The organism is Ruegeria sp. MALMAid1280, assembly GCF_049195285.1.
In the GTDB taxonomy this organism is placed as follows: Bacteria; Pseudomonadota; Alphaproteobacteria; order Rhodobacterales; family Rhodobacteraceae; genus Ruegeria.
In genome coordinates this window covers 574005-598958 of record NZ_JBMIRT010000059.1, presented here as the reverse complement: position 1 = coordinate 598958, position 24954 = coordinate 574005, and the positions used below count along the sequence as shown (strand labels likewise).

General features: G+C 60.5%; 24 protein-coding genes and 1 riboswitch. Of the genes, 11 read left to right on the top strand and 13 right to left on the bottom strand.

Annotated features, from left to right (window positions below; genetic code table 11):
* Nucleotides 1-3 precede the first annotated feature (3 nt).
* The 3 genes from glyS to ACOQFT_RS19875 are packed head-to-tail and all read right to left on the bottom strand — an operon-like array spanning nt 4 to nt 3907.
* Nucleotides 4-2154 (bottom strand): glycine--tRNA ligase subunit beta, encoded by a 2151-nt coding sequence (gene glyS, locus ACOQFT_RS19885; RefSeq protein WP_421599586.1) that lies wholly within the window; start codon nt 2152-2154, stop codon nt 4-6.
* Nucleotides 2155-2163: 9 nt separating this feature from the next.
* A complete protein-coding gene (gene gltS / locus ACOQFT_RS19880) occupies nt 2164-3378 on the bottom strand; it encodes a sodium/glutamate symporter (protein ID WP_421599585.1) in 1215 nt (404 codons plus the stop codon).
* 7 nt (nt 3379-3385) lie between these two features.
* Nucleotides 3386-3907, bottom strand: a complete 522-nt coding sequence (locus ACOQFT_RS19875) for a DUF6446 family protein (protein ID WP_421599584.1) — start codon at nt 3905-3907, stop codon at nt 3386-3388.
* A 91-nt stretch (nt 3908-3998) separates the two neighbouring features.
* Between ACOQFT_RS19875 and ACOQFT_RS19870 the strand changes: the two genes are divergently transcribed.
* Nucleotides 3999-4631, top strand: a complete 633-nt coding sequence (locus ACOQFT_RS19870) for a MarC family protein (RefSeq protein WP_421599583.1) — start codon at nt 3999-4001, stop codon at nt 4629-4631.
* Nucleotides 4632-4639: 8 nt separating this feature from the next.
* On the opposite strand, the gene ACOQFT_RS19865 is transcribed toward ACOQFT_RS19870, so the two are convergent.
* Nucleotides 4640-5569, bottom strand: a complete 930-nt coding sequence (locus ACOQFT_RS19865; RefSeq protein ID WP_421599582.1) for a glycine--tRNA ligase subunit alpha — start codon at nt 5567-5569, stop codon at nt 4640-4642.
* A 205-nt stretch (nt 5570-5774) separates the two neighbouring features.
* Between ACOQFT_RS19865 and ACOQFT_RS19860 the strand changes: the two genes are divergently transcribed.
* A complete protein-coding gene (locus tag ACOQFT_RS19860) occupies nt 5775-7514 on the top strand; it encodes a serine protease (RefSeq protein ID WP_421599581.1) in 1740 nt (579 codons plus the stop codon).
* A 51-nt stretch (nt 7515-7565) separates the two neighbouring features.
* Here the strand turns inward: ACOQFT_RS19860 and ACOQFT_RS19855 are convergent, their stop codons facing one another.
* The 5 genes from ACOQFT_RS19855 to metZ form a co-directional block, all read right to left on the bottom strand.
* Nucleotides 7566-9140, bottom strand: coding sequence for a thiamine pyrophosphate-binding protein (locus ACOQFT_RS19855; RefSeq protein WP_421599580.1), 1575 nt, complete (start codon nt 9138-9140; stop codon nt 7566-7568).
* Complete coding sequence (locus ACOQFT_RS19850) at nt 9140-10588, bottom strand: TrkH family potassium uptake protein (protein ID WP_421599579.1); 1449 nt, start codon at nt 10586-10588, stop codon at nt 9140-9142. Before ACOQFT_RS19850 ends, ACOQFT_RS19855 begins: the two co-directional genes overlap by 1 nt.
* Nucleotides 10589-10638: 50 nt before the next feature.
* Nucleotides 10639-11505, bottom strand: a complete 867-nt coding sequence (locus tag ACOQFT_RS19845) for a hypothetical protein (protein ID WP_421599578.1) — start codon at nt 11503-11505, stop codon at nt 10639-10641.
* Between the two features lie 276 nt (nt 11506-11781).
* Nucleotides 11782-12885, bottom strand: coding sequence for a GTP cyclohydrolase FolE2 (gene folE2, locus ACOQFT_RS19840; RefSeq protein WP_170670995.1), 1104 nt, complete (start codon nt 12883-12885; stop codon nt 11782-11784).
* 170 nt (nt 12886-13055) lie between these two features.
* Nucleotides 13056-14246 (bottom strand): O-succinylhomoserine sulfhydrylase, encoded by a 1191-nt coding sequence (gene metZ / locus ACOQFT_RS19835; RefSeq protein WP_421599577.1) that lies wholly within the window; start codon nt 14244-14246, stop codon nt 13056-13058.
* 65 nt (nt 14247-14311) lie between these two features.
* Nucleotides 14312-14389: riboswitch (SAM riboswitch) on the bottom strand.
* 132 nt (nt 14390-14521) lie between these two features.
* Between metZ and ACOQFT_RS19830 the strand changes: the two genes are divergently transcribed.
* The 3 genes from ACOQFT_RS19830 to ACOQFT_RS19820 all read left to right on the top strand — a co-directional run bounded on the left by ACOQFT_RS19830 (nt 14522) and on the right by ACOQFT_RS19820 (nt 15983).
* Complete coding sequence (locus tag ACOQFT_RS19830; protein ID WP_421599576.1) at nt 14522-14656, top strand: hypothetical protein; 135 nt, start codon at nt 14522-14524, stop codon at nt 14654-14656.
* Nucleotides 14657-14748: 92 nt separating this feature from the next.
* Nucleotides 14749-15051, top strand: a complete 303-nt coding sequence (locus tag ACOQFT_RS19825) for a hypothetical protein (RefSeq protein ID WP_421599575.1) — start codon at nt 14749-14751, stop codon at nt 15049-15051.
* A 242-nt stretch (nt 15052-15293) separates the two neighbouring features.
* Nucleotides 15294-15983 (top strand): glutathione S-transferase N-terminal domain-containing protein, encoded by a 690-nt coding sequence (locus tag ACOQFT_RS19820; RefSeq protein ID WP_421599574.1) that lies wholly within the window; start codon nt 15294-15296, stop codon nt 15981-15983.
* A 51-nt stretch (nt 15984-16034) separates the two neighbouring features.
* On the opposite strand, the gene ACOQFT_RS19815 is transcribed toward ACOQFT_RS19820, so the two are convergent.
* Entirely contained in the window at nt 16035-16976 is a 942-nt protein-coding gene (locus tag ACOQFT_RS19815) for a hypothetical protein (protein WP_421599573.1), read from the bottom strand.
* Between the two features lie 94 nt (nt 16977-17070).
* Nucleotides 17071-17451, bottom strand: a complete 381-nt coding sequence (locus tag ACOQFT_RS19810) for an OB-fold nucleic acid binding domain-containing protein (RefSeq protein WP_421599572.1) — start codon at nt 17449-17451, stop codon at nt 17071-17073.
* A 127-nt stretch (nt 17452-17578) separates the two neighbouring features.
* Between ACOQFT_RS19810 and ACOQFT_RS19805 the strand changes: the two genes are divergently transcribed.
* The gene (locus ACOQFT_RS19805; RefSeq protein ID WP_170324526.1) at nt 17579-17902 is read left to right on the top strand and encodes a 2Fe-2S iron-sulfur cluster-binding protein; all 324 of its coding nucleotides are present in this window, start codon (nt 17579-17581) and stop codon (nt 17900-17902) included.
* Complete coding sequence (locus ACOQFT_RS19800; protein WP_421599571.1) at nt 17902-18648, top strand: FG-GAP repeat domain-containing protein; 747 nt, start codon at nt 17902-17904, stop codon at nt 18646-18648. Before ACOQFT_RS19805 ends, ACOQFT_RS19800 begins: the two co-directional genes overlap by 1 nt.
* 92 nt (nt 18649-18740) lie before the next feature.
* On the opposite strand, the gene purD is transcribed toward ACOQFT_RS19800, so the two are convergent.
* A complete protein-coding gene (gene purD / locus ACOQFT_RS19795; RefSeq protein ID WP_421599570.1) occupies nt 18741-20003 on the bottom strand; it encodes a phosphoribosylamine--glycine ligase in 1263 nt (420 codons plus the stop codon).
* Nucleotides 20004-20078: 75 nt separating this feature from the next.
* On the opposite strand from purD, the gene xseA reads away from it, so the two are divergent.
* Nucleotides 20079-21572: an exodeoxyribonuclease VII large subunit gene (xseA, locus tag ACOQFT_RS19790; RefSeq protein ID WP_421599569.1), complete on the top strand. Its 1494-nt coding sequence runs from the start codon at nt 20079-20081 to the stop codon at nt 21570-21572.
* A gap of 7 nt (nt 21573-21579) precedes the next feature.
* Here xseA and ACOQFT_RS19785 read toward each other — a convergent pair whose 3' ends face one another.
* Nucleotides 21580-21972 (bottom strand): hypothetical protein, encoded by a 393-nt coding sequence (locus ACOQFT_RS19785; RefSeq protein WP_421599568.1) that lies wholly within the window; start codon nt 21970-21972, stop codon nt 21580-21582.
* Nucleotides 21973-22099: 127 nt separating this feature from the next.
* On the opposite strand from ACOQFT_RS19785, the gene ACOQFT_RS19780 reads away from it, so the two are divergent.
* The 3 genes from ACOQFT_RS19780 to ACOQFT_RS19770 all read left to right on the top strand — a co-directional run bounded on the left by ACOQFT_RS19780 (nt 22100) and on the right by ACOQFT_RS19770 (nt 24951).
* The gene (locus tag ACOQFT_RS19780; protein WP_421599567.1) at nt 22100-22738 is read left to right on the top strand and encodes a lysoplasmalogenase family protein; all 639 of its coding nucleotides are present in this window, start codon (nt 22100-22102) and stop codon (nt 22736-22738) included.
* A 58-nt stretch (nt 22739-22796) separates the two neighbouring features.
* A complete protein-coding gene (gene ftsY, locus ACOQFT_RS19775) occupies nt 22797-23960 on the top strand; it encodes a signal recognition particle-docking protein FtsY (RefSeq protein ID WP_421599566.1) in 1164 nt (387 codons plus the stop codon).
* Nucleotides 23961-24048: 88 nt separating this feature from the next.
* Nucleotides 24049-24951, top strand: coding sequence for an EamA family transporter (locus ACOQFT_RS19770; RefSeq protein ID WP_421599565.1), 903 nt, complete (start codon nt 24049-24051; stop codon nt 24949-24951).
* The last annotated feature ends 3 nt before the right edge of the window (nt 24952-24954 follow it).

Below are 24954 nucleotides of genomic sequence, written 5' to 3'. Positions count from 1 at the left end.
CGCTTAGCCTTCGATCTTGCTGAGGTCAGCCACGCTGCAGCAGACCTGACGGATTTGGCTCAGCAGGTTCAGGCGGTTGCGGCGCAGGATGTCGTTGTCGGTGTTGACCTGAACGTCCTCGAAAAACGCATCCACCGGACCGCGCAGGGCGGCCATGGCCGACATGGCCGACGGGAAATCCTCGGCCGCCAAGGCCGTGTTGATCTTACCCTGCGTCCCGTCCAGAGCGGCAAACAGCGCTTTTTCACTGTCCGTCTCGGCGAATTTCACATCCGCGCCATAGGAGTATTCGACGCCGTCCTTCTCCTCGGCCTGGGTCAGGATGTTATTGGCGCGCTTGAAGCCCTGCACAAGGTTTTCCCCATCCTCGGTCGCAATCACCGCATTCAGCGCACGGGCGCGTTTGACCAACAGGTTGAGGTCGTCATTCCCCTCCATCGCGATGCAGGCGTCGATGATGTCGTGGCGGATGCCCTCATCGCGGAGGAAGACCTTGAGGCGGTCGTGGAAGAAGGAGAGGAGGTCTCGACTAGTTTCATCCTGACCATCTCCAAGCCATTCGGACAATTCTCCGACTTCGTTTTCCTGTCCACGCGAATACGCGTCCCGATATGCACGTTCATACTCAACGCGTCCGACCCCAACTCCAAAAAGCTTCAATAGCGGCATCCGCATTTCATTCGTCAGCACCAACCGGATAACCCCCAGCGCCGCGCGGCGCAGGGCAAACGGATCTTTCGAGCCGGTCGGTTTCTCATCAATCGCCCAGAACCCGGTCAGCGTATCCAGCTTGTCTGCCAGCGCCACAGTCACCGAGAGCGGCGCGGTGGGCACGTCATCCGACGGCCCCAGCGGTGAGTAATGCTCCTGCGCCACGGCGGCCACGGCGGCGTCTTCGCCTGCCGCATCGATGTAATACCGCCCCATAAGTCCCTGAAGTTCCGGGAATTCATAGACCATTTCCGAGTTCAGATCGGCCTTGGCCAGACGCGCGGCTTTCCCGGCCTGATCGGCGTCGGCACCCGTCACCAGGGCCAGCTCGCGGGCCAGCGCGGCGATGCGGTCGATGCGTTCGGCCTGCGTGCCCAGCTTGTTGTGGAAGGTCACATTCTCCAGCGCGCGGGTCCATTGGGCAATGTCCGACTTGGCGACGCGCAGGTCGTTCTCCCAGAAAAACTTCGCATCGGCCAGACGGGCAGACAGCACTTTTTGGTTCCCGGCCAAAATGGTCGCGCCATTGTCGGCGGTTTCGCGGTTGGCGACGGTGATGAAGCGTTCGATCCGGCCCGTTCTAGGGTTTTTCACGGAAAAGAACTTCTGGTGCTCTTTCATCGAGGTCTGCAGCACCTCGGGCGGCAACTCCAGGAATTCCTCGTCGATTTGCCCCATCAGAACCACAGGCCATTCGACCAGACCAGCAACCTCGGCCAGCAGGCCCTTGTCCTCGACCACTTCCAGCCCCGCGGCAAAAGCCATGTTCTGCGCGTCGTTCCAGATATGCTCGGCCCGGTCGGCGGGGTTCAGCACCACAAAGGCGCGCTTCAGCTTGGCGGCGTAGTCGTCGAACGACGTGACCGAGAACCGGTCGGGCGCCATGAAGCGGTGGCCTGCGGTGGTGTCACCGGACGAGATACCATCAACCTCAAGCGGCACCACCTGCGCGCCCGCCTCATCGCTCAGGATGCACAGGATCGAATGCAGCGGACGAACCCAGCGCAGCGGGCCACTGCCCCAGCGCATCGACTTGGGCCAGGAGAAGTTGCGAATGGTGGTCTCAAGCACTTCGGCCACGATCTCGGCCGCCGGGCGCCCGGCTTTCTCGATGGTGGCAAAATAGACTGCGCCTTTGGGCGTATCGCGCTCTTCCAATTGATCGAGGGTCAGGCCAGCGCCACGCAGGAAACCTTCGATGGCCTTGTCCGGCGCGCCAACCTTGGGGCCTTTGCGTTCCTCACGGATGGTCGGGCTCTCGGACAGCAGGCCTTCGATCGCCAGGGTCAGGCGGCGCGGCGTCGTCAGGGCAGCGGCCCCGGCATAGGTCAGGCCGGCCTCGACCAGACCATCGGTAATCCGCTTTTTCAGGTCCTCGCCCGCGCGGGTTTGCATACGGGCGGGGATTTCTTCGGAAAACAGTTCGATCAACAGGTCGGGCATACTCGGTCCTTAGAAATTGACGATCGTCTGAATGACGATGGCATTGGCGATGTCCACAAAGAAGGCGGATACAAGGGGCAGCACGATAAAGGCAATAGGTGACGGGCCATATCGCTTGGTAACTGCGGTCATATTGGCAATTGCGGTCGGCGTCGCACCCAGGGCAAAGCCGCCAAACCCGGCAGACAGAACGGCGGCGCGGTAGTTGCCGCCCATCACCGGGAACAGCACCCAAATCACGAACGCCACGGCAAACAGGGTCTGCGCAGCCATGATGACGACGATGGCCAGTCCCAATTCGGCAATGGTCCAGAGCTGCAGGCTCATCAGCGACATCGCTAAGAACGCGCCCAGCGAGAATTCCGAAATCAGCGCCAGTGAGGGCGTTCGCGACACTGGCGGCGCGTTGGGGGCCAAGGCCGTACGGATATTGGCAATGACGATCCCCATGATCAGACAGGGCACGAACAGAGGCAATTTCAGCCCCGTCGCCTCGATCACCCCGTTCAACATATAGCCAAGGATGATCGCCAGATTCAGGTAAAGCAACACGCGCATGATGGTCAGGTGATCGATTCTGGTTTCGGCCTCGTCGGCATCATCCGGCAACCCGACCGTGTGCTCTTCGTCCGGGCGATCCGGGGTCAGGTTCTTGCCTTCAACCAGCAAGCGGGCAATCGGCCCACCCACCAGCGCAGCCAGCACAAGACCAAGCGTCGCCACAGCCACGCCGAGTTCGGTCGCGCCGTCCAATCCAGTGACCGCGCCAACCTCGGGGGCCCAGGCGATGGCGGTGCCGTGCCCACCGATCAGAGAGGCAGAGCCAAAGAGAACCCCTGCCTGGGATGGGTATCCAAAGGCAATAGCCCCGACAGCCCCAACGGCATTCTGCGCAACGATTGTCACCATGGTCAAAATGAGAAGCAGGAACAATGGCTTGCCGCCGGAAACCAGATCAGCCAACCGCGCGTTCAATCCGATCCCGGCAAAGAACACAATCAGCAGGAAATCGCGCGAGGCCAGGTCGAAAACCAGCTCAAGCCCCGCCATGAGATAGAGAAACAGCAAAACAAAAGAAGCCAGCAACCCGCCGGTGACAGGCTCGGGGATATTGAACTGACGCAAAAGAGCGACCCGCGCGTTGATCTCAGCCCCGATCAGGTAGACCGCAATGCCAAGCGTGGCGGTCAGAAAACCGGGAATGTGGATCGCTGCGTCGGTCATAACACTCTCAGCTTTCGGGCCGGGGCGGACATTCCTCGCCGACAACCGTTCCGTCATAGGCCTTTTCGCCGCAATTGTTCAGCGCGTGCCAGACATAACCCTTACCATCCGTGGTGATCGCAACGACGCGGTCGACGCCGTAATGAATGTTCTTGGCCCCCATGAACGCCTGGGCCTGCCCCGACCTAAGGGCCTCGGCGATGGCCACCGCATCGTAGCAGTCAAACCACCCCGGCGCGGTCAGCGGTTCGGGGTTTTCCACCCGCTGGAATGTCGCCAGATCCTGGGCCGTCAAATCGGTTTCAAAACACGCCCGGTATCGGATCGGAGAGCTGTCGGCGTCAATTGCCTGAAACGCTGAATACGGGATTGGCTGCGGGTCCACTGCCCCTTCGGCCAACAAGGACACATCCTGCCCCGGCTGAGGTTCGACATCGTAATAAAATCCATAGACCTGTAGGTAATACATGCCGACACCGGCCACGACCGCAGATAGGACGAGAATGATTGCAAGCAGTTTTCCGGTCATCTTTTCGACATCCTGATCACACGGCCTCTTTCAACTTCATGGGAAATGGGCCAGTTTCCAAACTGATACAGGCCGGAACGAGGTTTTTGGAATGGACATGACCCTTGCCGTTGGGTTCTTCGGCGCGCTGTTTGCGATCATGAACCCGATCACCAACCTGCCCGTTTTCCTGAGCGTCACCGACGGCCTGACCCCCGCCGACCAGCGCAAGGTGGCTGCGAAGACGGCGACCTACTGCCTGATCCTTGGCGGCGCGTTTGCTGCGATTGGCAACCAGACGCTTGGCCTTTTCGGGATCAGCGTGGACGACCTGCGTGTCGCGGGCGGATTGGTTGTCTTGATGATCGGCCTGAACATGCTGAACGGCAGCGAAAGCGCCTCGCATCACGGAACCGAGGGGGAAAAACAATCCTACCCCGAACCGGCGACCGTCGCCTTTTACCCGCTGGCCTTTCCGATCCTGGTCGGGCCCGGCACGATCACGACGCTGATCCTTTATGCGCACCACATATCCAAACCGGTGGACGCCATCATCTATGCCGGCGTGTTTCTGGCCGTTCTGTTTTTGCTGTTCATCACGTTCTGGAACGCTTCGGCCTTGTCCAAGCGGCTGTCCGAAAACGCCCGCGTGATCATGAGCCGCTTTATGGGCATGATCCTGTCCGCCATCGCAATCAGCATGATCGCGGATGGCATGAAAGTGCTGTTGCCCGGATTGGCCTGAGCCCCCCATCAGGCCTCAAACCCGGCGGCCTCGGTCAGCAGGAACGCATCCGCACATTGCTTGGCCAGCGCCCGAACCCGTCCGATATAAGCTTGCCGCTCTGTCACCGAGATCACACCACGCGCGTCCAGCAGGTTGAACACGTGGCTGGCCTTGATGCACTGGTCATAGGCAGGGTGCGCCATGACGATGCGCTTGCCGGTTTTGGGGTCGTCATGTTCCTGCGCCAGAATGGTGGCGCATTCGGCCTCGGCCTCTTCGAAATGGCGCAGCAGAACTTCGGTGTTGGCCACGTCAAAGTTCCAGCGGGCGTATTCCTCTTCGGTCTGCTTGAAGATGTCGCCATAGCTCAGCGGGCTCGGTGACTGAGGATCGTTGAACGGCATGTCCATCACGTGGTCGATGCCCAGCACATACATCGCCAGACGTTCCAGACCATAGGTCAGCTCGCCCGAGACCGGCGCGCAGTCATGGCCGCCGACCTGTTGGAAATATGTGAACTGGCTGACTTCCATTCCGTCACACCAAACCTCCCAGCCCAGACCCCAGGCACCCAGAGTCGGGCTTTCCCAGTCATCCTCGACAAACCGGATGTCGTGCAGATTCATGTCGATACCGATGGCTTCCAGAGAGCCCAGATACAACTCCTGCAGATCGGGCGGGCTGGGTTTGATCAGCACCTGATACTGATAATAGTGCTGCAACCGGTTCGGGTTTTCACCATACCGTCCATCGGTCGGACGACGCGACGGCTGCACATAGGCCGCAGCCCATGCCTTGGACCCCAAAGCGCGCAGCGTGGTAGCCGGGTGGAATGTCCCCGCCCCAACCTCCATGTCGTACGGTTGAAGGATGGCACAGCCTTTCGAGGCCCAATAGGACTGGAGACGCAGGATAATTTCCTGAAATGAACGTGGTGCGCTGGACGGTTCGGTCATGACATTCCCTTTGGGCACGTCTGCGCCCGGTTCCGGTCGGTTTTGTCCTTCCTATGCAAGGGGCCAAGGGGCGTCAACGGGCCAATGGGTCCCGGCTGTCACTGCACAGCCACACTGGAAATTCCCCGTACTCCGGGCATGGCTTTCCGCGTCTCAAATCGCTTAGTCTGCGGCAAAGCCAAAACACCGCGGATACGGGCAGACAATGACACGAGTAATCACTGCAATTTTGTTTTTATTTCTCTTCGGCACGCGCGCCGTTTTTGCACAGCAGGAGGCAGGCGTCTGGGTACAGGTCGAAGCCCGCCCGACGCTGCGCCAGGCGCAGGAACGCGCGCAGGCCTATGCGAACGTACTGCCCGACGTGAACGGGTTCCGCCTGAACTCTGGCTGGTATGCCATTGTAATCGGTCCATATTTGCGCAGCGACGCCGAGCAGGTTTTGCGCGTTTACCGGGCCGAGGGGCAGATTCCGGCAGACAGCTACATCGCGTTCTCGAATTCTTTGGCTCAGCAATTCTGGCCCGTTGGTTCAAGCTCTGTGGATCAGAGCACGGTGACCCCGCCGGTCGAGCCGACACCGCAGCCTGATCAATCAGCCGCCGGGCTGACCCCGCAGCCCTCGGATGAGACACGGTCGCAGGCCCTGCAATCCGAACGCGTCTTGTCTGCGCAAGAGCGCAAGGATCTGCAAACCGCCCTGCAGGCCGCAGGGTTTTACAATTCGACCATCGATGGCGCGTTTGGTGCGGGCACCCGCCGTTCGATGGGGGACTGGCAACGGTTCAACGGCTATGAGCCCACCGGAGTGCTGACAACGGCGCAGCGCACGGCATTGATGGACGACTATAACGCCCCGCTGATCAGTGTCGGCATGGCGCGCCATTCCGACACGCAGGCCGGCATCGATCTGGACCTGCCCCTGGGTGTCATCGGCTTTGACCGCTACGAGGCCCCTTTTGCGCATTTCAAAGGCACCAGCGATCTGAACGCCAAGGCGCTGTTGATCAGCCAGCAGGGCAACAAATCCACCCTGCGCGCACTTTTTGAGGTGATGCAATCGCTGGAGATTGTGCCTCTGGACGGTCCGCGACAGCTGCGTGGGGATCGTTTCACGCTGGAGGGTCGCGGCAACGGGATCGTGTCCTACACGGAAGCGGCGCTGAAAGGCGACCAGATCAAGGGCTTTACGTTGGTCTGGCCCGAAGGCGATGAGGCCCGCCGCGCGCGCGTTTTGGCCGCGATCAAGGCCAGCTTCACCACAAATGACGCCGTACTGGACGCCGGTGCCGGAGCGGATACCGATCAGCGGATCGATCTGGTTTCGGGTCTGCAAGTGCGCAGGCCGCGCCTGTCCCGGTCCGGCTTCTTCACCGATGCAAACGGCACAGTTCTGACCGTGTCCGAGGCAACAGAAAGCTGCACCCGGATCACGCTGAACGACGATCAGGAGGTTCAGGTGGCCTGGGCAGATACCAATCTTGGCGTGGCCGTGCTGCGCCCTCGCCGCAGTCTTGTGCCAATCGGCATCGCCGAGTTCAGCGCCGACAAACCGCGCATTCAGTCCGAGGTCGCGGTGTCGGGTTTCTCGTATCAGGGCGCGTTGGGCGCACCGACCTTGACCTATGGCCAGATCACCGATGTGCGGGGGCTGGATGGTGAAGAAGGCGTGAAACGCCTGGCATTGGCGGCGCAACCCGGCGACGCGGGCGGCCCGGTTTTTGACGACAACGGTCAGGTTGTCGGAATGTTGCTGCCCACCCCGTCCGAGGGGCGCACCCTGCCCGCTTCGGTCAGTCTGGCGGCGACAACAGACCGCTTGAATGAAGCTTTGGAAAAGGCCGGTTTATCTGGTCAGCCCGGCCAATCGACCGCCGAGATTTCGCCCAATGAGCTCAGCAGACGGGCCAACGGAATGACCGTGCTGGTGCATTGCTGGGACTAAACTGATCTTCAATACGATGAACGCCGCCCCTTCGGGCGGCGTTTTTTCTTGCTAGGCGATGTCCGGGGTCACCTGGATCAGTGTCGGAACCGGGGCATGAAACGCGGCTTGCACGGCGGCCTGCATCTCTTCCAGATTTCCCGGTGCAGCGGACAGGGCCCCGAAGGCCTCGGCCAGCTTGCAGAAATCAGGGTTGCGCGCCACCACAGCGTTGGGGGCGATCTGGCTGCGGACCATGCTGCCTTCGATCTCTTTCAGCTTACCGTTGTCCCACAGGATGATCGGCAGAGACAGGCCCAACTCAACCGCTGCGCCCAGCTCCATCATTGTGTAGTGAAACCCGTAATCCCCCGCGATCACGGCCGTGGGTTTACCCCGGCGCGCAACCGCGCCCCCGATCCCGGCAGGCAGCGCATAGCCCAGCGTGCCGAACCCGGTCGGGTGGTGCCAGTGGTAGGGGTAGGCCATGTCCCAGAATTCTTTTGCGACATAAGCGAACTGGGTCATATCGGAATAGATCATCGTGTCGGCGGGCATTGCGTCGCGCAAGGCATCCAGCACCGGCACGATTCCGGGACGTTCGGCATCGGATTCCGCCCGCCAGCGTTTGCGGGCTTCGGCGACCTCTTCCGACGTCCAGCCCGTTGCCGGTTTAACGGCGTCAATCGACGCCCACAGGGCATGGGCAAAGCTCTCACCATCTAACTGCAGCTTGATCCCCGCGCGGTGATGGTCGGACAGAACCTGCGGATCCAGATCGACCCGCACCAGATGAGAGGAATGCCCCAGCATGTCGCGCCACAGGTCAACCTCACCCAGCTCTGCCCCCACCGCAACCACAAGATCAGCAGAACCAATCACGTCAGCACTTCCCGGACGCGGCAGCGTGGCGCCGAAATCCAGCGCATAGCCAAGCCCCGCCATCCCGCGGCCTGCAAAGGTGGTGAAACACGCGGCCCCCAACTGTGTCAGAATTTGCCGCCACAAGTTTGACCGCGCCCCTCCGCCCAGAATGAACAGCGGTCGGCGCGAGATATTCAGCAAGGACATGAGCGGCGCCAGATCAGGCGGCACCACCTTGGACCGCAGACCGGGCTGATTGGGAAATGGCGCCGGATCGGCCTCGGCCTCAAGCTGGGCAATTGGCACCTGAATATGCTTGGGGCGCGGGCGGGAGAGTTCGAATTCCTCAAAGGCGCGCTCGACCAGCCCATAGGCCGCCTGTGCGGTATTGGCTTGACGAGACCAGTCCGCCACGGTTTCGGCGGCACCGCGCTGATCCTTCATCTGGTGCAACTGGCCCTGTACGGCGTCCGTCTCGTCCAGACAGGATGACAGCACCAGCATCGGCACTGAATCCGAGTAGGCCTGCCCCATTGGCGTCATGATGTTGCACAGCCCCGGCCCGGTGATCACATACGCCACGCCGGGCCTGCCGGTTGCACGGGCATAGCCGTCGGCCATAAACCCTGCCCCCTGTTCATGACGGGCCAGAACATGCGTGATACCCGCCTCTTCGATGCCCCGATACATTTCCTGGTTGTGAACGCCTGGGACGCCGAAAATCACGTCAACGCCCCGGTCCCTCAACATATGTGAAATCTGGGCACCCAGAGGTCTTCTCATCAACTTCTCCAGAATTGGGCAGTAAACAGCGCGTAGACGGCCAGCAGTTCCAGCCTCCCGACCAGCATACCAATGGACAGCAGCCACTTGGCTGTGTCGTTGAGATTGGCGAAATTGCCCGCCGGGCCGATCTGATCGCCCAGCCCCGGCCCCACATTGGCCAGCGCCGTGGCCGCACCTGAGACCGACGTTATGAAGTCCAGCCCCGTCAGCGCCAGCGCCCAGGCCAGCACGCCCATTGAGAGCACGAAGAACATGAAGAAGCTCATGACCGAGGTCAGAACATCCGGCCCGATCGTTCGCCCGTCATAGCGCGGCGCAAACACGCCATGCGGCGAGCGGATGCGCTGAATCTGGGTTTTGATCGAGGCAAACAACAGCTGATAGCGGAACACCTTGATCGAACAGGCGGTCGAGCCCGCACAGCCCCCGATCAGGCCGATCAGAAAGAACAGCATGACCGGGAAATTGCCCCAGGTCATATAGTTGACGCTGGCATAGCCCGTACCAGAAATGATCGAGGTGATGTTGAACAGCGACTCGCGGAACGCTTGTTCCCAATGATGTGGAAAGACCGAGATCAGGAACACCGCCATGACAACGACCAGAACCAGAATCGTCGCCAGAAAAGTCTTGATCTGGCTATCCTGCCACAGTGAATTCGTATTGCCATTGGCGAATTGAACGTAGCGCACAAACGGCAGGGCCGCGAGGATCATGAAGACCGCAGCCGCGTATTCGGTTGGCCCCGAGAACACCGCAAAGGAGGAATCGTAATTCGCAAACCCGCCCGTGGCGATGGTCGTCATGGCGTGCACGATAGCGTCAAAAAAGCTCATCCCCAGGCCGGCGTAAACCAGGGCGCAGACAAAGGTCAGAAAGACGTAGATCAGGGAAATCTGGCCCGCGATCTCCTGCGCGCGAGGCAGGATTTTCCCCATCGTTTCAAACCCTTCCGAGCGGAAAATCTGCATACCCCCGACCCGAAGCTCGGGCAGGAATACCATCGCGACAACAATGATGCCGATCCCGCCCAGCCATTGCAGGACCCCACGCCACAGCAGCAAACCCTGTGGCAGATCGTCAAGCCCGGAAATAACGGTTGAGCCGGTGGTGGTCAGCCCTGACATGGCCTCGAAATAGGCATCGACAAAGCGCAGTTCGGTCTCACCGAACAAGAACGGGATGGCGCCGAAAAGCGGCAGCGCCACCCAGACGCCGGTGGTCAGCAAAAAGGTCTGACGGATCGTCAGACCTTCGCCCACCCCGTTCGAACAACTGATGGACAGGACAACGCCGGTCAGCATGGTGATGACACCGCTTTCCAGAAATACGTGCCACTCGCCCCGACCTTCGATGAGATCCGCAAGCATGGGTAGCATCATGGTCGCCCCAAGAATGGCGACCAACAGGCCAATCACATATCCAACCGGGCGCATGTCCGTCATGAGGCGCAGCGTTGGCGCGCCTGCACGACCGTGTCAAGCGGATGTCCCGTTTACTCGTCCGTTTTGCTGGCGGGTGTGGGCATCGCGGGCGGCTTCGACGGCGCACGCGTCTGGCGTTGCTGCGCTGCAGTTTCGGCCTTGGGTGCGACTTGTTTGGCCTGCGCCTGTGTGGCGGGTTTGACCACCGGTGCCGCAGGTTTAGCAATTGGTGCCGCAGGTTTGGCCGCAGGTGTAACCGGCTTGGCAACCTCAGCCTTCGGGGCTGCGATGTTCGCTGCCTGTACCTTGGGCGCGGCAGGCTTGGCGGCAACAGATTTTGCCGGAGCCTTAGGTGCCGCAGTCTTCTTTACGGTCGTGGGGGCCGCCGGTTTAGGCGATGCAGCTTTTGCCGTGGCCTTGGGCGCCGCGGGTTTGGCGGCTGTTTTTTCCGCGACGGGCTTGGGAGCCTGTGCCTTGGGTGCAGGCTTGGCAACTGCAGGCTTTGCTGTCGCCGCACGACTTGCGGGCTTGGGCGCGGCAACTGTCGGCTTGGACTCTTGCGGTTTTGCTGCGTTTGCGGGCTTTGATGCCGCAGGAGCAGCAGTTGCCTTGGCCGGAGCGGCCGCCTTTTTGGCCGCGTCAGGTTTAGGCGATTCGGCCTTTGGCTTCACCACCGCTTTGGCACGTGCGACCGGCTTGGCCTTGGGTGCCGCCGCCGGTTTGGGCTTGACTGCGGTCGCTTTGGACTTGAACTCGGGCTTTGCAGCAGCAGGCGCCGGAAGCGCGGATGACGCGTGCAGAGCATGTACCGGCGCAAATGGCAACTCCATGGCCGAAGTAGCCAGAATTTGCATGATCTTCAGTTGGTTGCTAACCGCGTAGCCGGCCATACGGATGGCTGCCGCCTGAAATTCCAGCGGCTGGGTAATCGGATTCATTAGTCGTTTCTCCTGTGAAAACGATGCAACCTTCAAAGGAAAGAAGCACCCCGCTCCGCCCTGATGTCTCAGGCGGATTGCCAAGGTTCGAAGTCCCGGCGTGTCTCACGTCTCGGCTTCCTTTCAGTGTGGCGTGACGGCTGACAAACGCGCAAACCACGGCTGCAATCTCCTTTACACTACGTCAAAGAAAATGCGGCCGCAGCTTTTTTTGCTGCGGTGCGGCGAAAGTTCGCCATTTTGTCTATTTTCGAGACTTCAGTCGCTCCGCTTCAGTCACCCGATGTGAAAGAGGGTCGAGAACAAGCGCGGATCCAGGCTGGCCGAGACAAAGGTCGGACCTTCGGTCAGAACGGATACCGCATCGTGGCTGTGCAGGCTTTCCTGATGGCTGGCAACAACGCGGAAATCTCCGATATGGTGATCGGCCAGAAGCTCGGCACAGAAAAGGCGGGCGGCGTCCTCGACAAAGATCGGATTAGCTGCGTTCAATTCGGCAAATGCCTGTTCGTCCTCGCGCTTGACCATAACCTGCGTTTCTGTCGGCACCGCGCGGCGGCAAAGCGCGATCAGGTCCTCGAACCACAGGCAATCGGCCTCACAATCAACAACGACCGAAATCCGCGCGACGGACCGCTGCGAATGCGGCGTCGCCAGCTGACCGCGCGTAGACCGCGCATGTTCGCTCAGCTCCAGCGAGCACGGGCAGGTCGAGGAATAGACATAGTCCAGGTGCATGATCTTCTGGCGCACGCCATTCTGTTCGACCAGTTCCAGCGCGATGTCGTAATACTGGTATCCCTCTAGCCCCGAGCGCAGACTTTTCACACGATCCGGATAGGAAAACCGCATCTGGATACGCGCATCAAAACTGTCCAGATCGGTCATATAGTCGTTCAGCGCGGCCTCCATGACCTCAAAGCTGAACGTGCGCTCGGCATGTTTGTAGAACGAGCGCATGATCCGGGACATGTTGATGCCCTTCTTTTCAGCTTCAAGGCTGACCGTGCCGGTAACGGATGTCTCCAGCGTCAGGTCGTCACCGTGCTTGCGGTGGAACCGGATCGGCAGGCGGAAATTCGATATCCCCACGTGCTGAATCTGCTGTTTCGCCCCGCGGATCAGGCTGGACGGGCCGTTCTGAAGATCGGGCAATGTTGCGCGATAGGCGTCATCAACCTCAAACCCTTCGGGATATTCCCGCGACAGCGACGGGTAATTCGTCGGAACCAGCCCCGGCACAAGACGCGCAATGGCGGGATCAAGCTGGCTGATCTCGGCCTCGGTCGCGGTTTCGGCCCATTTGCGCAGCGTTTTCAGCGCGGCGGCGGCCTCATCATGGTCAGGTGCGTCATCAATGCTGCGGGGGTGCACGTTCATCGATCGGGGCTCCTCGGGTTGGTCGCCGGACTATATACAGCTTCGGCGCGTTTTCCAGTGTAACTGTATACGCGTCGAAACACAGCCCGGATCGAATTTACGTGAGGGACACGCGATTTGTGCCCCTCATCGTCAAGTTCGAAACGGCTGTAACAGGTAAAAGGGCGCCGTTATTGTTGGGAAACGTCCAATGCGCGGCTGATATCGGCAAGCAGGTCGCCTGCGTCCTCAAGACCGATGGACAGGCGGATCAGACCCGGTGTGATGCCCAGCTCATCCTTTTGTTCATCGCTCAGCCGCTGATGCGTTGTTGTGGCCGGATGCGTCGCAATCGACTTGGCGTCGCCCAGATTGTTCGAGATCACCGGGATCGTCATCGCATTCAGAAACGCAAACGCCGCGTCCTTGCCGCCCTTGATGTCCAGCGACAGAACCGTACCGCCCTTGCCGCCCAGCTGCGTCTGAACCAGTGCATTCTGCGCGTGGGTCTTCAGCCCCGGATACAGCGTCCGCTCCAGCGCGGGGTGACCTTCCAGCGCCTCTGCCACGGTCTGCGCCGTCTCGGCTTGCGCATTGACCCGTAAAGCCATCGTTTCCAGACCCTTGAGCATGATCCAGGCGTTGAAGGGGCTGAGTGCACCACCTGTATGCTTCATGTAGGGTTCAAGCGTGCTGCGGATGAATTCCTTGGTGCCGATCACGACGCCGCCAAGCGCGCGCCCCTGCCCGTCGATATGTTTGGTGGCGGAATAGACGACCACATCGGCGCCCTGCTCGATCGCGCGCGAAAAGACCGGGGTGGAAAAGACGTTGTCCACCACCACCAATGCGCCGGCAGCGTGCGCCAACTTGGCAACCGCAGCGATGTCGATCACTTCAAGCGTCGGATTCGACATGGATTCAAAGAACACTGCCTTAGTATGCGGACGGATCGCCGCTTTCCACGCGTCCAGATCAGTGCCGTCGACAAAGGTCACCTCAACCCCATAACGGGTCAGGATGTTTTCCAGAATATACAGGCACGACCCGAACAAGGCCTTGGCGGACACAACGTGATCCCCGGCCTTCAGGATCGAGGTCAGCGCACCGTTGACCGCCGCCATGCCGGACGCGGCGGCAAAAGCGTCCTCGCCCCCTTCCAGCGCCGCGATACGCTGTTCGAACATCGACACGGTCGGGTTGCCGTAGCGAGCATAGATGAACTCATCCGGGCCGGTTTCGATGAACCGCGCCTCGGCCTGTTCGGCATTTTCATAGACGAAGCCCTGCGTCAGAAAGATCGCCTCGGACACTTCATTGTATTGGCTGCGACGAATACCGCCATGGACGGCTTGGGTGCGTTTGTTCCAGCTCTCGCTCATGTCATTCCTCTCGACCCTTGTCTGGCAAGGGCATCAAAAAAACCCCAGACGCGGTCAAGCGAAAGGGGCCTTTCATCCTGACCTTTTAGCGGTGTTGTTTAGCGTGGCCCGCAATCCGGTAACAAATCGCCACGTGGTGTTGTTGCCCTTACGCCGCGGTTGCGGATGCGTCAACCCTTGCAACGGCATCGTCACGGTTCTGTAACCGTCCATTCACCAAGGCGTCATAGCGTTGTGTCACATCGGCACCACAACATCTTGTATGAGGCAGAGCAATGCCGGTAATCAGGATCAACGCCATCGGCGACACATTCGCCCTGCACCGCAGCACGCGATCTTTGCTTGGTACGTTGCGTCGGACCCACGACACGGTTGCGCCGGTCATCCTCATGACGCACGGATACAAGTAACGCCCGACGATGCCAAAGCCTGCCCGCACCGGCATATTCTGTCACTGCATCTCACGCAGATGCCCTGGCATTGCCCAAGCTGGCCGCAATAGTTGCGCTTCGGATCGGGCCCTGAGGGCGAAGGGCTGGGCATCGCGCTCAAGGCCCTGCACCTTGTTGCGCCCGGATCGCTGAACCGCATCATCTCAATGTCCGGGGCGGTCTATTTAAGCCGCACGCTGGGCGCGCTGGACACGCCTGCAGGTCATATGGCCGAGTTCATCGACGTGATCAGCCGCGAAAACGACCTGTTCGATTTCCTGTTTGAATGGATGATCCTACCGCCACAACGCGGCGACCGGAGCTTCGGCATCGGCTTGCAGGCGCCAAACGCGGTCACGCTACAGCTCGATTGAGCCCATACGCTGAACCAACTGTAGCGTACGATCTTCCCGGTCGGTGACCCGCAGTGCCGCATTTGCCACTGGTCCAGCTATACCCGCCCCGGCGTTTTGCGCGTTTATGACGCCCTGCTGCGCGACGGTATCCCCAAGACATCCACGCTCCGCTGGTCACGGCTTTTTGCGGTGTCCCACCCCAAAGCTCTCTTGCCGTTTGCACAGAAAGCCTCATGATCCCTTCAAGCTGAGGAGGCATCATGATCGACCTGTATTTCTGGCCCACGCCGAACGGCTGGAAGGCATCCATCGCGCTGGAAGAGATGGAGCTGCCCTACACCACCCACCTGATCAACATCGGCAAGGGCGATCAGTTCGACCCCGAATTCCTGCGGATTTCCCCGAACAACCGGATGCCCGCCATCGTCGATCCCGATGGTCCGGATGGAGCGCCGGTTTCGGTTTTCGAAAGCGGCGCGATCCTGATGTATCTCGCCCGCAAGACCGGGCGGTTTTACGGCAAAACCGAGCGCGACCGGATCGCCGTCGAAGAGTGGCTGATGTGGCAGATGGGCGGCGTCGGCCCGATGGCAGGTCAGGCGCATCACTTCCTGAAATACGCCCCACAGTTGGACCCGCCGCAGGACCTGCCCTACGCACAAGACCGCTATCGCGCCGAGGTCGGGCGTCTATACGGCGTGCTCGACCGGCGGCTGGCCGAAAACGAATACGTCGCGGGTGATTTCTATTCCATCGCGGACATGTCGATCTGGGGCTGGGCCGGCCTGTGGGAGGGCCAGCAGCAGGTACTGGACGACAAACCCCATTTCACCCGCTGGCTTGAGGCCGTCAGCGCCCGCCCCGGCGTTCAGGCCGGTCGCGCGCTACACGCCGAGTTGCGCGGGGATCATCGGGACAAGCAGTCGCAGAGCAATCTGTTTAAGCGGTGAAACTTTCCCGATACTCTGACTTTGACGCGCATACCTTGTCGTTGGAGTGGGCTACCGCTGCGCCCCCGGAGGGTTCTCGTTGAATTGCTCAAAGAACCGGGCCAACCCGACCAGCGGCGTAATGTAGGGCAAGTCCACCAAAGCGACCGAAGGGCGCCCCTCTGACCGTTCCAACCTGCTGTACTTATGATCTGCACCGTAGTCCTGCAGCCAAAAACCAAGATCTTCATAGATGTTTCGGCGACTTTTGACTGTGCACGTTTCACAAATCGCGCCTTGCCCGGCGGCACGCACGTTCAGACGTTCAACGTCCACGCGGGCCTCACCCTCGATCGTATAATAGCTTGAGATCACCTGGCTGTTCTCGCCTTCCTGTTCGATCTTGCATTTATAGAGAAGCTCTTCGCTCTCAGGGCCCCAGGTGTCCGGGTTGATCGTATTTATTATTGAGGAAACCGTGAACAGCCCATCATTGCCCACCGGGCCGGTTTTGTATTTCCCATCAAAACTGTCCGGAGTTGTTTTGAGGACTTGGAACGCCCGGTCCGCTGGCATGTCGTATCGGATACGTGACTTCCACTCGCGCAGCCCGAGTGGAACGTTAATTAAGGTCCCGGGCAACCAGTTCAGGCCCAACCACAGGAATATATTGCCAAAGACGACTCCGAATATGAGCCATGCCGTAACTGCACCGCGATTGGCAGTTGGCGCCAGTTCAGGTATCGCTTCTATGACCGGCAGGAACATCAGCCCGAGCCCGAAGACAAACGCGGTCGTCACCGTTTCCCACCACACTCGAGGGTAAACCAGCACCAGGCTCAGAATAATCGACGTGCAGATAACGGCGACACCTACACTTGCACCTGGGCTTTCAAGTAATGCGGATGGCCCGAACAATTGCCAACCAATGGCCCATGGCACGAACAGTGCAATCAGACTGGTGAGTATCAGCCGCCGCAAACGATAAATGCGGTACAAATATTTGTTTTGCATAAATTAACTTCCCTGAACTACGCATTTCAGAATGCACTCAACTTTGGCGAAATCGTGACGGCGCATGAGTTTCACACCGCTTGCGCGCAGAGTTTTACCCGGTTGTTGCCGCGCCCCGCACCAGCACATCCAGCATCCCCGAGATATCCTCGATCTCTTCCGCGATCACATGGATGACCGCGTCGGCTTTCTGCATCCGCCCCGTCACGCGCAGCAATCGCCCCGAGATCACCGCGCGCCGAAATTGCTCATAGATTTTACGCCAGATCACCACGTTGACGATGCCGGTCTCATCTTCAAGCGTGACAAAGATCACCCCTTTGGCCGTCCCCGGCCTTTGTCGCAGGATCACCAGCCCGGCCACGGCAACGCGCGCGCCCTCGGGCGGGTCGTCCAGCCGCTCGGCGGGCAGGCAGGCAGGCGGGCGCGGCCAGTCCCGGTTTGAAACCGCGGGGCGAACAGAGGTAACAAGCATGAGAACAAAGATAGAACAAATGACAGGAAAGTCCAGACGCGGCGTGATGAGTCGCAAATGAGGCTGGAAAGACCTAAATGCCTTCACTAAGGAAGAATTCGACAATCGAAAAAGGAAGACGCACGCAATGGCAAAGATCACCTATGTCGAGCACAGCGGTACCGAACACACAGTCGAGGTCGCCAACGGACTGACCGTCATGGAAGGCGCCCGTGACAACAACATCCCCGGCATCGAGGCCGATTGCGGCGGCGCCTGTGCGTGCTCGACCTGCCATGTCTACCTCCACCCCGACTGGGTCGAGAAAGTTCCGGCCAAGGACGACATGGAAGAGGACATGCTGGACTTTGCCTACGAGCCCGACCCAGCGCGTTCACGCCTGACCTGCCAGATCAAGGTCACGGATGAGCTGGACGGTCTGGTCGTGCAGATGCCCGAAAAACAGATCTGATGATCTCCAAAGCGCCGCGCCTGCCCGCCCGCCTGTGGCAATGTCAGGCACGCGGCGCGCTGCTGGCGTTGAGCTTGTGGCTGGCGGGAGGAGCACTTGCGATTGCCGAAACAATCACAAGCGCCCGCTTTACAGAACCCACCACACGCTATGCGCACGGGGTCTTGGGCGACAACATCGAGTACGGCGCGCTGGAACTGACGGTCCAAGGCAGCACGCTCACCATCCGGCTGCCCTCGGATCGAGTGTTTGAAGACCTTGCGCCAAGACTGATAGATATCGATCTGGATGGCACGCAAGAGGTCATCGTCATCGAATCCCACATTCAGACAGGCGCTCAACTGGCGATCTATGACAGAGGCGGGAGGAAAGTCGCTGCCACGCCTCAAATCGGCACCCGCTTTCGCTGGCTGTCCCCGATTGGCGCTGCTGATCTGGACGGCGACGGTTATGTGGAAATTGCCTATATTGATCGGCCTCATCTGGCCAAGACCCTGCGCATCTGGCGCTTCCGGGATGGTGACCTGGCCGAGATCACCTCCTTGCCCGGCCTGACCAACCATCGCATCGGTGAAGACTTTATCACCGGTGGGATCAGAGATTGCGGCTCTGGTCCTGAAATGATCGTGGTCAGCGCCGACTGGCAACAGATCGTCAGCGTCAGCCACGATACGGGTTGGAAAACACGGACCTTGTCCCTGTTTAGCAGCAAAGCAATGAAACAGGCCTTGAACTGCTCGGACTAAACCCGACCACAGCCCGCGCCAGCGGGCTGCCCGGCCCAAGGCCTTTGGTGTTGCATCTTTGATGCGGCGTCAGGGCGCGGGAGCCTTTGGAATCAGAGCGCCCGCCAGCCGATATCGCGACGGAAGAACCCATCCGGCCAATCGACACCGTCCACCATTGCATAGGCGCGATCCCGCGCTTCCTGCAGTGTCCCGCCCCGCGCGGTGACGTTCAGGACACGACCACCCGAGGCCAATACCTGCCCGTCAGAGGCTTTGGTTCCGGCGTGGAAAACCATGTTCCCGCTATCCTCAGGCAAATTCGCCAGCCCTTTGATCACGCTGCCTTTCTGATACGACCCCGGATACCCGTTCGCCGCCATCACAACAGTCAGGGCGTAATCGTCTGCCCAGTTCACTTGTGCTTCGCCCAACCGGCCTTCGGCGGCCGCGTGCATCAGGTCCATTGCCTGCGCGCCCAGACGCAACATCAAAACCTGACATTCCGGATCGCCAAAGCGTACGTTGTATTCCACAAGACGCGGCTGGCCGCCCTTGATCATCAGACCGGCATAGAGAACGCCCTGAAACGGCATCCCGCGCCGTTTCATCTCGGCCACGGTGGGCTTGATAATTTCTTCCATCGCGCGCGCTTCGATCTCGGCGCTTAGAACCGGCGCCGGGGAATAGGCGCCCATGCCGCCCGTGTTCAGGCCCGTGTCGCCTTCGCCCACACGCTTGTGGTCCTGCGCGGTGCCAACGGACAGGATGTCCTCGCCATCGCACAGCACGAACAGTGAGGCCTCTTCACCCTCCATGAATTCTTCAATGACCACTTCGGCCCCTGCCCCGCCAAACGCACCGCCGAACATATCGTCGATGGCGTCCAACGCGGTTTGCTCATCCATCGCCACGATCACGCCTTTGCCCGCAGCCAGACCGTCGGCTTTGACCACAATCGGGGCACCTTGCGCGCGGATGTAGTCTTTCGCTGGCTCGGCCTCGGTGAACCGCGCGTAAGCCGCCGTTGGCGCGCCGGACGCATCGCAAATCTCTTTGGTGAAGCTTTTCGAAGCCTCCAACTGTGCCGCTGCTGCCGAGGGACCGAACACCAGCACGCCCGCCTCGCGCAGACGATCTGCCACACCGGCAGCCAGAGGGGCCTCGGGGCCAACGATCACGAAATCAATCGCGTTTGCCTCGGCAAAGCTGACGACCGCCCCGCCATTCTCGATATCCAGCGCCGCGCAATCGGCAATCTGCGCGATCCCGGCATTGCCCGGCGCCACGATCAGGCGGTCGCATTTGGGGTTCTGCATCACCGCCCAGGCCAGGCTATGTTCGCGCCCACCACTACCGAGAATGAGGATATTCATGATTGCTCTCCGATCTGCTTGGCCTTGCCTTGCGGGCGTTCTAAGCTGGGCAGGCATTTGACACAAGGCGCTGAAATGTCCGACCTGCTTGACGACCCCATTCCCGGCCAAAACACCCCTGAATACACAGTTTCGGACATCTCGGGCGAGGTGAAACGGACGCTCGAAGGCACGTTCGGGCGAATCCGTGTGCGCGGAGAAGTCGGGCGCGTGTTCAAGGCGCGCTCGGGGCATTTGTATTATGACATCAAGGACGACCGAAACGTGCTGGCCTGTACCACGTGGAAGGGTCAGATCTCGGGCCTGTCCGTTGTGCCGGAGGAAGGGCTTGAGGTTGTCGTCACCGGTCGGCTCACTGCTTTCGGCGCGCAGTCCAAATACAACCTGAACGTCGATGAGGTGGCGGTTGCCGGACAAGGCGCGCTGATGGCGCTGCTGGAGAAACGCAAGAAACAGCTTGAGGCCGAGGGGCTGTTTGCACCTGAACGCAAAAAGCCCCTGCCTTACCTGCCGCAGATTATCGGCGTTGTGACCTCTCCTTCGGGCGCGGTGATCCGGGATATTCTGCACCGGCTGCGTGATCGTTTTCCGCGCAAGGTTTTGATCTGGCCGGTGGCCGTTCAGGGATCGAACTGCGCCCCCGAGGTCGCCAATGCCATCCAGGGCTTCAATCAACTGACCCCCGGCGGAGCCCTGCCCCGCCCGGACCTGATCATCGTCGCACGGGGTGGTGGCTCGATAGAAGACCTGTGGGGCTTCAATGAAGAAATCGTCGCGCGCGCCGCGGCATCCTCGGATATTCCGCTGATCTCGGCCGTGGGCCATGAAACCGATACGACACTGATCGACTATGTCTCAGACCGCCGCGCACCAACCCCAACCGCCGCCGCCGAACTGGCCGTACCCGTGCGGATGGAACTGCTGGCCTGGACCGGAGAGCAAGGCGCGCGCCTGTCCCGCGCAGCGACAGATGCGGTGCAACGGCGATCCCAACGGTTGCGCGACCTGTCCCGTGCCTTACCGCGCCCGGACAGCTTGTTGAACACTCCGCGCCAACGGCTTGATTTGATTGCAGATCGCCTGACGCCTGCGCTGGAACGCGGCGTGCAAAACCGCCACCTGCAAGTGGTGAAACTGTCGGCCCATCTGCGTCCGTCAACCCTGCGCAACCTCGTGACAAGCCGCCAGGAAGCGGTGCGCAACCTGTCATCACGTCTGTCGCTGCGTCCCATTCAGCGTGAGATCGAGGTGCAGCAACAGACCATCACCCGGCTGGCCGAGCGGATGAACGCGGCGCAGACAACGCGACTGGATCGGATGCGGCAACAGCTGACCGCAACCGACCGCCTGCGCGAAACGCTCAGCTACAAGGCCACTTTGCAGCGCGGCTATGCCGTTGTGCGCGCCGATGATCAGGTGCTGACGACGAAAAAGCAGGCCGAGAAACACAACTCACTCCAAATCGAGTTCGCTGATGGCGTGCTGACCACCGGCCAACCCGCGGGCCCGCGACCGTCCCCCAAGAAAACCACCAAGAAAGACGCACCGGATCAGGGCTCACTCTTCTGAGTGCGCCCTACACGCCGACTTCCGGCCCGTAGCAGAGCATCTCTTCTCCGATATCTTCCGCTTCATAAAGCTCCGTCTCCGCCGGATCACCCTCGAACTGCGCGATCAGACCACTCCCTGAACGGGTGAAGACCCAGCATTGCGGGGCCAGACGATCTTCGTAGATGAAACAAATCTGTTCGTCCTGCTCATACCAGACGCCCTCTTTGCAGTTGCCATCCAGGAACGACCAGATGACTCGGCGATTGGGCAGGTAACGCTCGACCCCGTAGATCTTTCCCTGAAAGCCATAAAACAGGGTTTTTCCGCGCGTATACTCATCGAAATCCGACGCCGTCAGGGCCGTTTGGGCCGAGGCTGAAAACGCAGGCAGCAGCAGAATCGCTAGGTATCTGAACATGGTCGCATTGTGTCAGATGCGGTTGTCCGGTGCCATTGCCATTTCCGCAAAACCACCTGCCTCGACGTCACCGGTTGAGGTGAACCGGCGACCCGTAACATGCTGCAAAAAAACGGGGGAAGAATTCATGACAACCGCATTGTTCTGGCTCGCAGCTATCTGTGCTCTGGCCTATCTGCCCCTATCGCCACGTCCAGCCACCGCCTTGCGGTCGCTACTCAAAACCCTTTCCGTCGCTCTGCTGGCCGTGATCGCATTACTGGGCGCAGCACCGCTTCTACTGGTTCTGGCGCTGAGCTTGTGCGCCCTTGGCGATGCGCTGTTGTCGCGCGAGACTGACAGCACCTTCATGGCGGGCATCGGAGCTTTCGCTGCGGGACATCTGGCCTATATCGCCCTGTTCCTGACCCACCCCGCCAGCGACCAAGCATTGATTTTCGACAGGCCCGTGATTTTCTGGTCGCTCATCATCCTTGGGATCGTTGCCGCCACACTGCTCGCACCACGCGCAGGGGACCTCAAAATCCCCGTTCTGGCTTATATCCCGATCATTCTGGGGATGGGCATAACCGTTCTGGCCCTGCCTGAAACCGGCGCTCTGCGGTGGGCGCTGCCCGCGGCCCTGGCTTTCATCGCGTCCGACCTGACCCTGGCAACTGAAAAGTTCTTGCTGCCGGAAGACCACCCCGCCCTGAAGATCACGCCTTATCTGGTTTGGCCGCTTTATTGGGGGGCGCAGGCCGGTTTGCTGGTCGCGTTTCTCTGACCCTTTGCAACTGCCGCAAATCCGCATTAGGTGAAGGGAACACCTGCGGAGACCAAAGATGGCGTTTTTCTCAAAGCTCAAGGACAAGCTGTTCAAATCCTCGTCCCGCCTCGAACAGGGGCTTGAGGCTATCGTCGAAGATGGCGGCGAGGAAACAACCGCCCCTGATCCGATCATTCCCGAGCCCGAGCCGCAGCCCGAACCTGTGCCGGAAGTCCCGCAACCGGTTCCCGAAGTGCCGGACCCCACGCCAGCACCACAACCGGTCGAGGTCCCCGAGCCCGCGCCCGTCGATCCGACCCCTGCCCCGCCCCCGCCCGAGGCCGCGCCATCCAAAGGCGTGTTGGGTCGCCTGTTCGGTCGCAGCGAGGCCAAGACCGCCATACGCCGTACGCTGGACGACGACATGCTGGAACAGCTCGAAGAGCTGCTGATCGCATCGGACATGGGCGTCGACACCGCCCTGCGCGTCACCGCGAATATGGCCGAGGGGCGCTATGGCCGCAAACTCTCAACCCAGGAAATCAAACAACTGCTGGCGCAGGAAGTCGCCCGCGTGATGGAACCCGTTGCCAAACCCCTTCCCGTCTACCCCAAACGCCCGCAGGTGGTGTTGGTCGTCGGCGTCAACGGATCAGGCAAGACCACCACAATCGGCAAGCTGGCCAGTCAGTTCAAATCCGCCGGCAAAAAGGTCGTGATCGCCGCCGGAGACACCTTCCGCGCCGCCGCTGTCGAACAGCTGCAAGTCTGGGGTGAACGCGCTGGCGTGCCTGTCCTGACAGCCCCCGAAGGCTCAGATCCTGCCAGCCTCGCTTTCGACGCCCTGACCAAAGCCCAGCAGGACGGTGCTGACCTTCTGATGATCGACACAGCCGGCCGCCTGCAAAACCGCGCCGACCTGATGGAGGAACTGGCCAAGATCGTCCGCGTCATCCGCAAGGTCGACGACACCGCACCGCACAACACTCTGCTGGTGCTGGACGCCACCACCGGCCAGAACGCGCTGAGTCAGGTGGAAACCTTCCGCAATCTGGCAGATGTGTCCGGCCTCGTGATGACCAAACTCGACGGCACTGCCAAGGGCGGCGTGTTGGTCGCGCTGGCGGACAAGTTCGGTCTGCCCATCCACGCCATTGGTGTCGGCGAACAAATCGACGACCTCGCCCCCTTCGACCCCGAAGAGTTCGCCGCCGCCCTCACCGGTCTGGGCCAAAGCTGATCCGCCCCTTCATCTGGTTAAAATTACCTTCCGGGGGTCTGAGGGTTGAAAACCCCCAGCCTCTCCACCCAGCATAAAGACCTGACACTTGAGCGACTGGCTGATCTCACTCGAAGGCACCGAAGCAGGCCACCAACTTGCACTTGGGCTGGCCCTGATGGCGGCCTTCCTGCACGCGGTCTTTGGCGCCCTTCAAAAAGGCCGCCACGATCCCTGGATGTCCCGTGGCGCCATCGACGCCAGCTATTGCCTTTTGGCCGCGCCCTTCGCGTTTTTCATCGTTCCCTGGCCCGAACCTTACATGTGGCCGATCTTCGCCACGGTCTGGGTGATCCATATCGGCTACAAGATCCTTCAGGCCATGGCCTATACCAAAGGCTCCTACACCGTGGTCTACCCGGTCGTACGGGGCACCGGCCCCCTGTTCACCGTGATCGGAGCTTATTTGCTGTTCGGTGAAACCTTCTCGGTGATCCAATGGCTGGGCGTTGCCACGCTGCTGGCCGGTATCTTCGGCCTCGCGGCCTATAACCTGCGCTTTCTCGAAACCAACCGCGAAACGCTGGGCATTGCTCTGGTTCTGGCCGTCGCAACCGGCCTGTTTGTGGCGCTCTATACCACCTATGACGCCTATGGCATCCGCGCCACCGCCGATCCGTTCACCTTTCTGGCCTGGTTCTTCATGATCGACGGGGCGGCAATGCCGGTCTACGCCTTTCTCAGATGGCGCGCCATGATCAGTCGACCGGCCATCGGCCCGCTGATGTTGCGCGGCTTGGCAGGCGGCATCATCGCCCCCTTGTCTTTCGGGGCGATCATGCTGGCCACAAGGCTCGACAAGGTCGGCGAGGCCGCCGTCCTGCGGGAAACCTCAACGGTGTTTGCCGCGCTGATCGGCTGGCTGGTCCTGAAAGAAACCGTCGGCCCCAGACGGATCGGATTGATGGCATTGATTGCACTCGGCGCCGTAATAGTTGAAATGGGCGGGTAAGCA

What these genes read in the sequence shown, in the direction of transcription:
- glyS (WP_421599586.1), bottom strand. Translation starts at nt 2,154, where the DNA reads ATGCCCGACCTGTTGATCGAACTGTTTTCCGAAGAAATCCCCGCCCGT.
- gltS (WP_421599585.1), bottom strand. Translation starts at nt 3,378, where the DNA reads ATGACCGACGCAGCGATCCACATTCCCGGTTTTCTGACCGCCACGCTT.
- ACOQFT_RS19875 (WP_421599584.1), bottom strand. Translation starts at nt 3,907, where the DNA reads ATGACCGGAAAACTGCTTGCAATCATTCTCGTCCTATCTGCGGTCGTG.
- ACOQFT_RS19870 (WP_421599583.1), top strand. Translation starts at nt 3,999, where the DNA reads ATGGACATGACCCTTGCCGTTGGGTTCTTCGGCGCGCTGTTTGCGATC.
- ACOQFT_RS19865 (WP_421599582.1), bottom strand. Translation starts at nt 5,569, where the DNA reads ATGACCGAACCGTCCAGCGCACCACGTTCATTTCAGGAAATTATCCTG.
- ACOQFT_RS19860 (WP_421599581.1), top strand. Translation starts at nt 5,775, where the DNA reads ATGACACGAGTAATCACTGCAATTTTGTTTTTATTTCTCTTCGGCACG.
- ACOQFT_RS19855 (WP_421599580.1), bottom strand. Translation starts at nt 9,140, where the DNA reads ATGAGAAGACCTCTGGGTGCCCAGATTTCACATATGTTGAGGGACCGG.
- ACOQFT_RS19850 (WP_421599579.1), bottom strand. Translation starts at nt 10,588, where the DNA reads ATGACGGACATGCGCCCGGTTGGATATGTGATTGGCCTGTTGGTCGCC.
- ACOQFT_RS19845 (WP_421599578.1), bottom strand. Translation starts at nt 11,505, where the DNA reads ATGAATCCGATTACCCAGCCGCTGGAATTTCAGGCGGCAGCCATCCGT.
- folE2 (WP_170670995.1), bottom strand. Translation starts at nt 12,885, where the DNA reads ATGAACGTGCACCCCCGCAGCATTGATGACGCACCTGACCATGATGAG.
- metZ (WP_421599577.1), bottom strand. Translation starts at nt 14,246, where the DNA reads ATGAGCGAGAGCTGGAACAAACGCACCCAAGCCGTCCATGGCGGTATT.
- ACOQFT_RS19830 (WP_421599576.1), top strand. Translation starts at nt 14,522, where the DNA reads ATGCCGGTAATCAGGATCAACGCCATCGGCGACACATTCGCCCTGCAC.
- ACOQFT_RS19820 (WP_421599574.1), top strand. Translation starts at nt 15,294, where the DNA reads ATGATCGACCTGTATTTCTGGCCCACGCCGAACGGCTGGAAGGCATCC.
- ACOQFT_RS19815 (WP_421599573.1), bottom strand. Translation starts at nt 16,976, where the DNA reads ATGCAAAACAAATATTTGTACCGCATTTATCGTTTGCGGCGGCTGATA.
- ACOQFT_RS19810 (WP_421599572.1), bottom strand. Translation starts at nt 17,451, where the DNA reads ATGCTTGTTACCTCTGTTCGCCCCGCGGTTTCAAACCGGGACTGGCCG.
- ACOQFT_RS19805 (WP_170324526.1), top strand. Translation starts at nt 17,579, where the DNA reads ATGGCAAAGATCACCTATGTCGAGCACAGCGGTACCGAACACACAGTC.
- ACOQFT_RS19800 (WP_421599571.1), top strand. Translation starts at nt 17,902, where the DNA reads ATGATCTCCAAAGCGCCGCGCCTGCCCGCCCGCCTGTGGCAATGTCAG.
- purD (WP_421599570.1), bottom strand. Translation starts at nt 20,003, where the DNA reads ATGAATATCCTCATTCTCGGTAGTGGTGGGCGCGAACATAGCCTGGCC.
- xseA (WP_421599569.1), top strand. Translation starts at nt 20,079, where the DNA reads ATGTCCGACCTGCTTGACGACCCCATTCCCGGCCAAAACACCCCTGAA.
- ACOQFT_RS19785 (WP_421599568.1), bottom strand. Translation starts at nt 21,972, where the DNA reads ATGTTCAGATACCTAGCGATTCTGCTGCTGCCTGCGTTTTCAGCCTCG.
- ACOQFT_RS19780 (WP_421599567.1), top strand. Translation starts at nt 22,100, where the DNA reads ATGACAACCGCATTGTTCTGGCTCGCAGCTATCTGTGCTCTGGCCTAT.
- ftsY (WP_421599566.1), top strand. Translation starts at nt 22,797, where the DNA reads ATGGCGTTTTTCTCAAAGCTCAAGGACAAGCTGTTCAAATCCTCGTCC.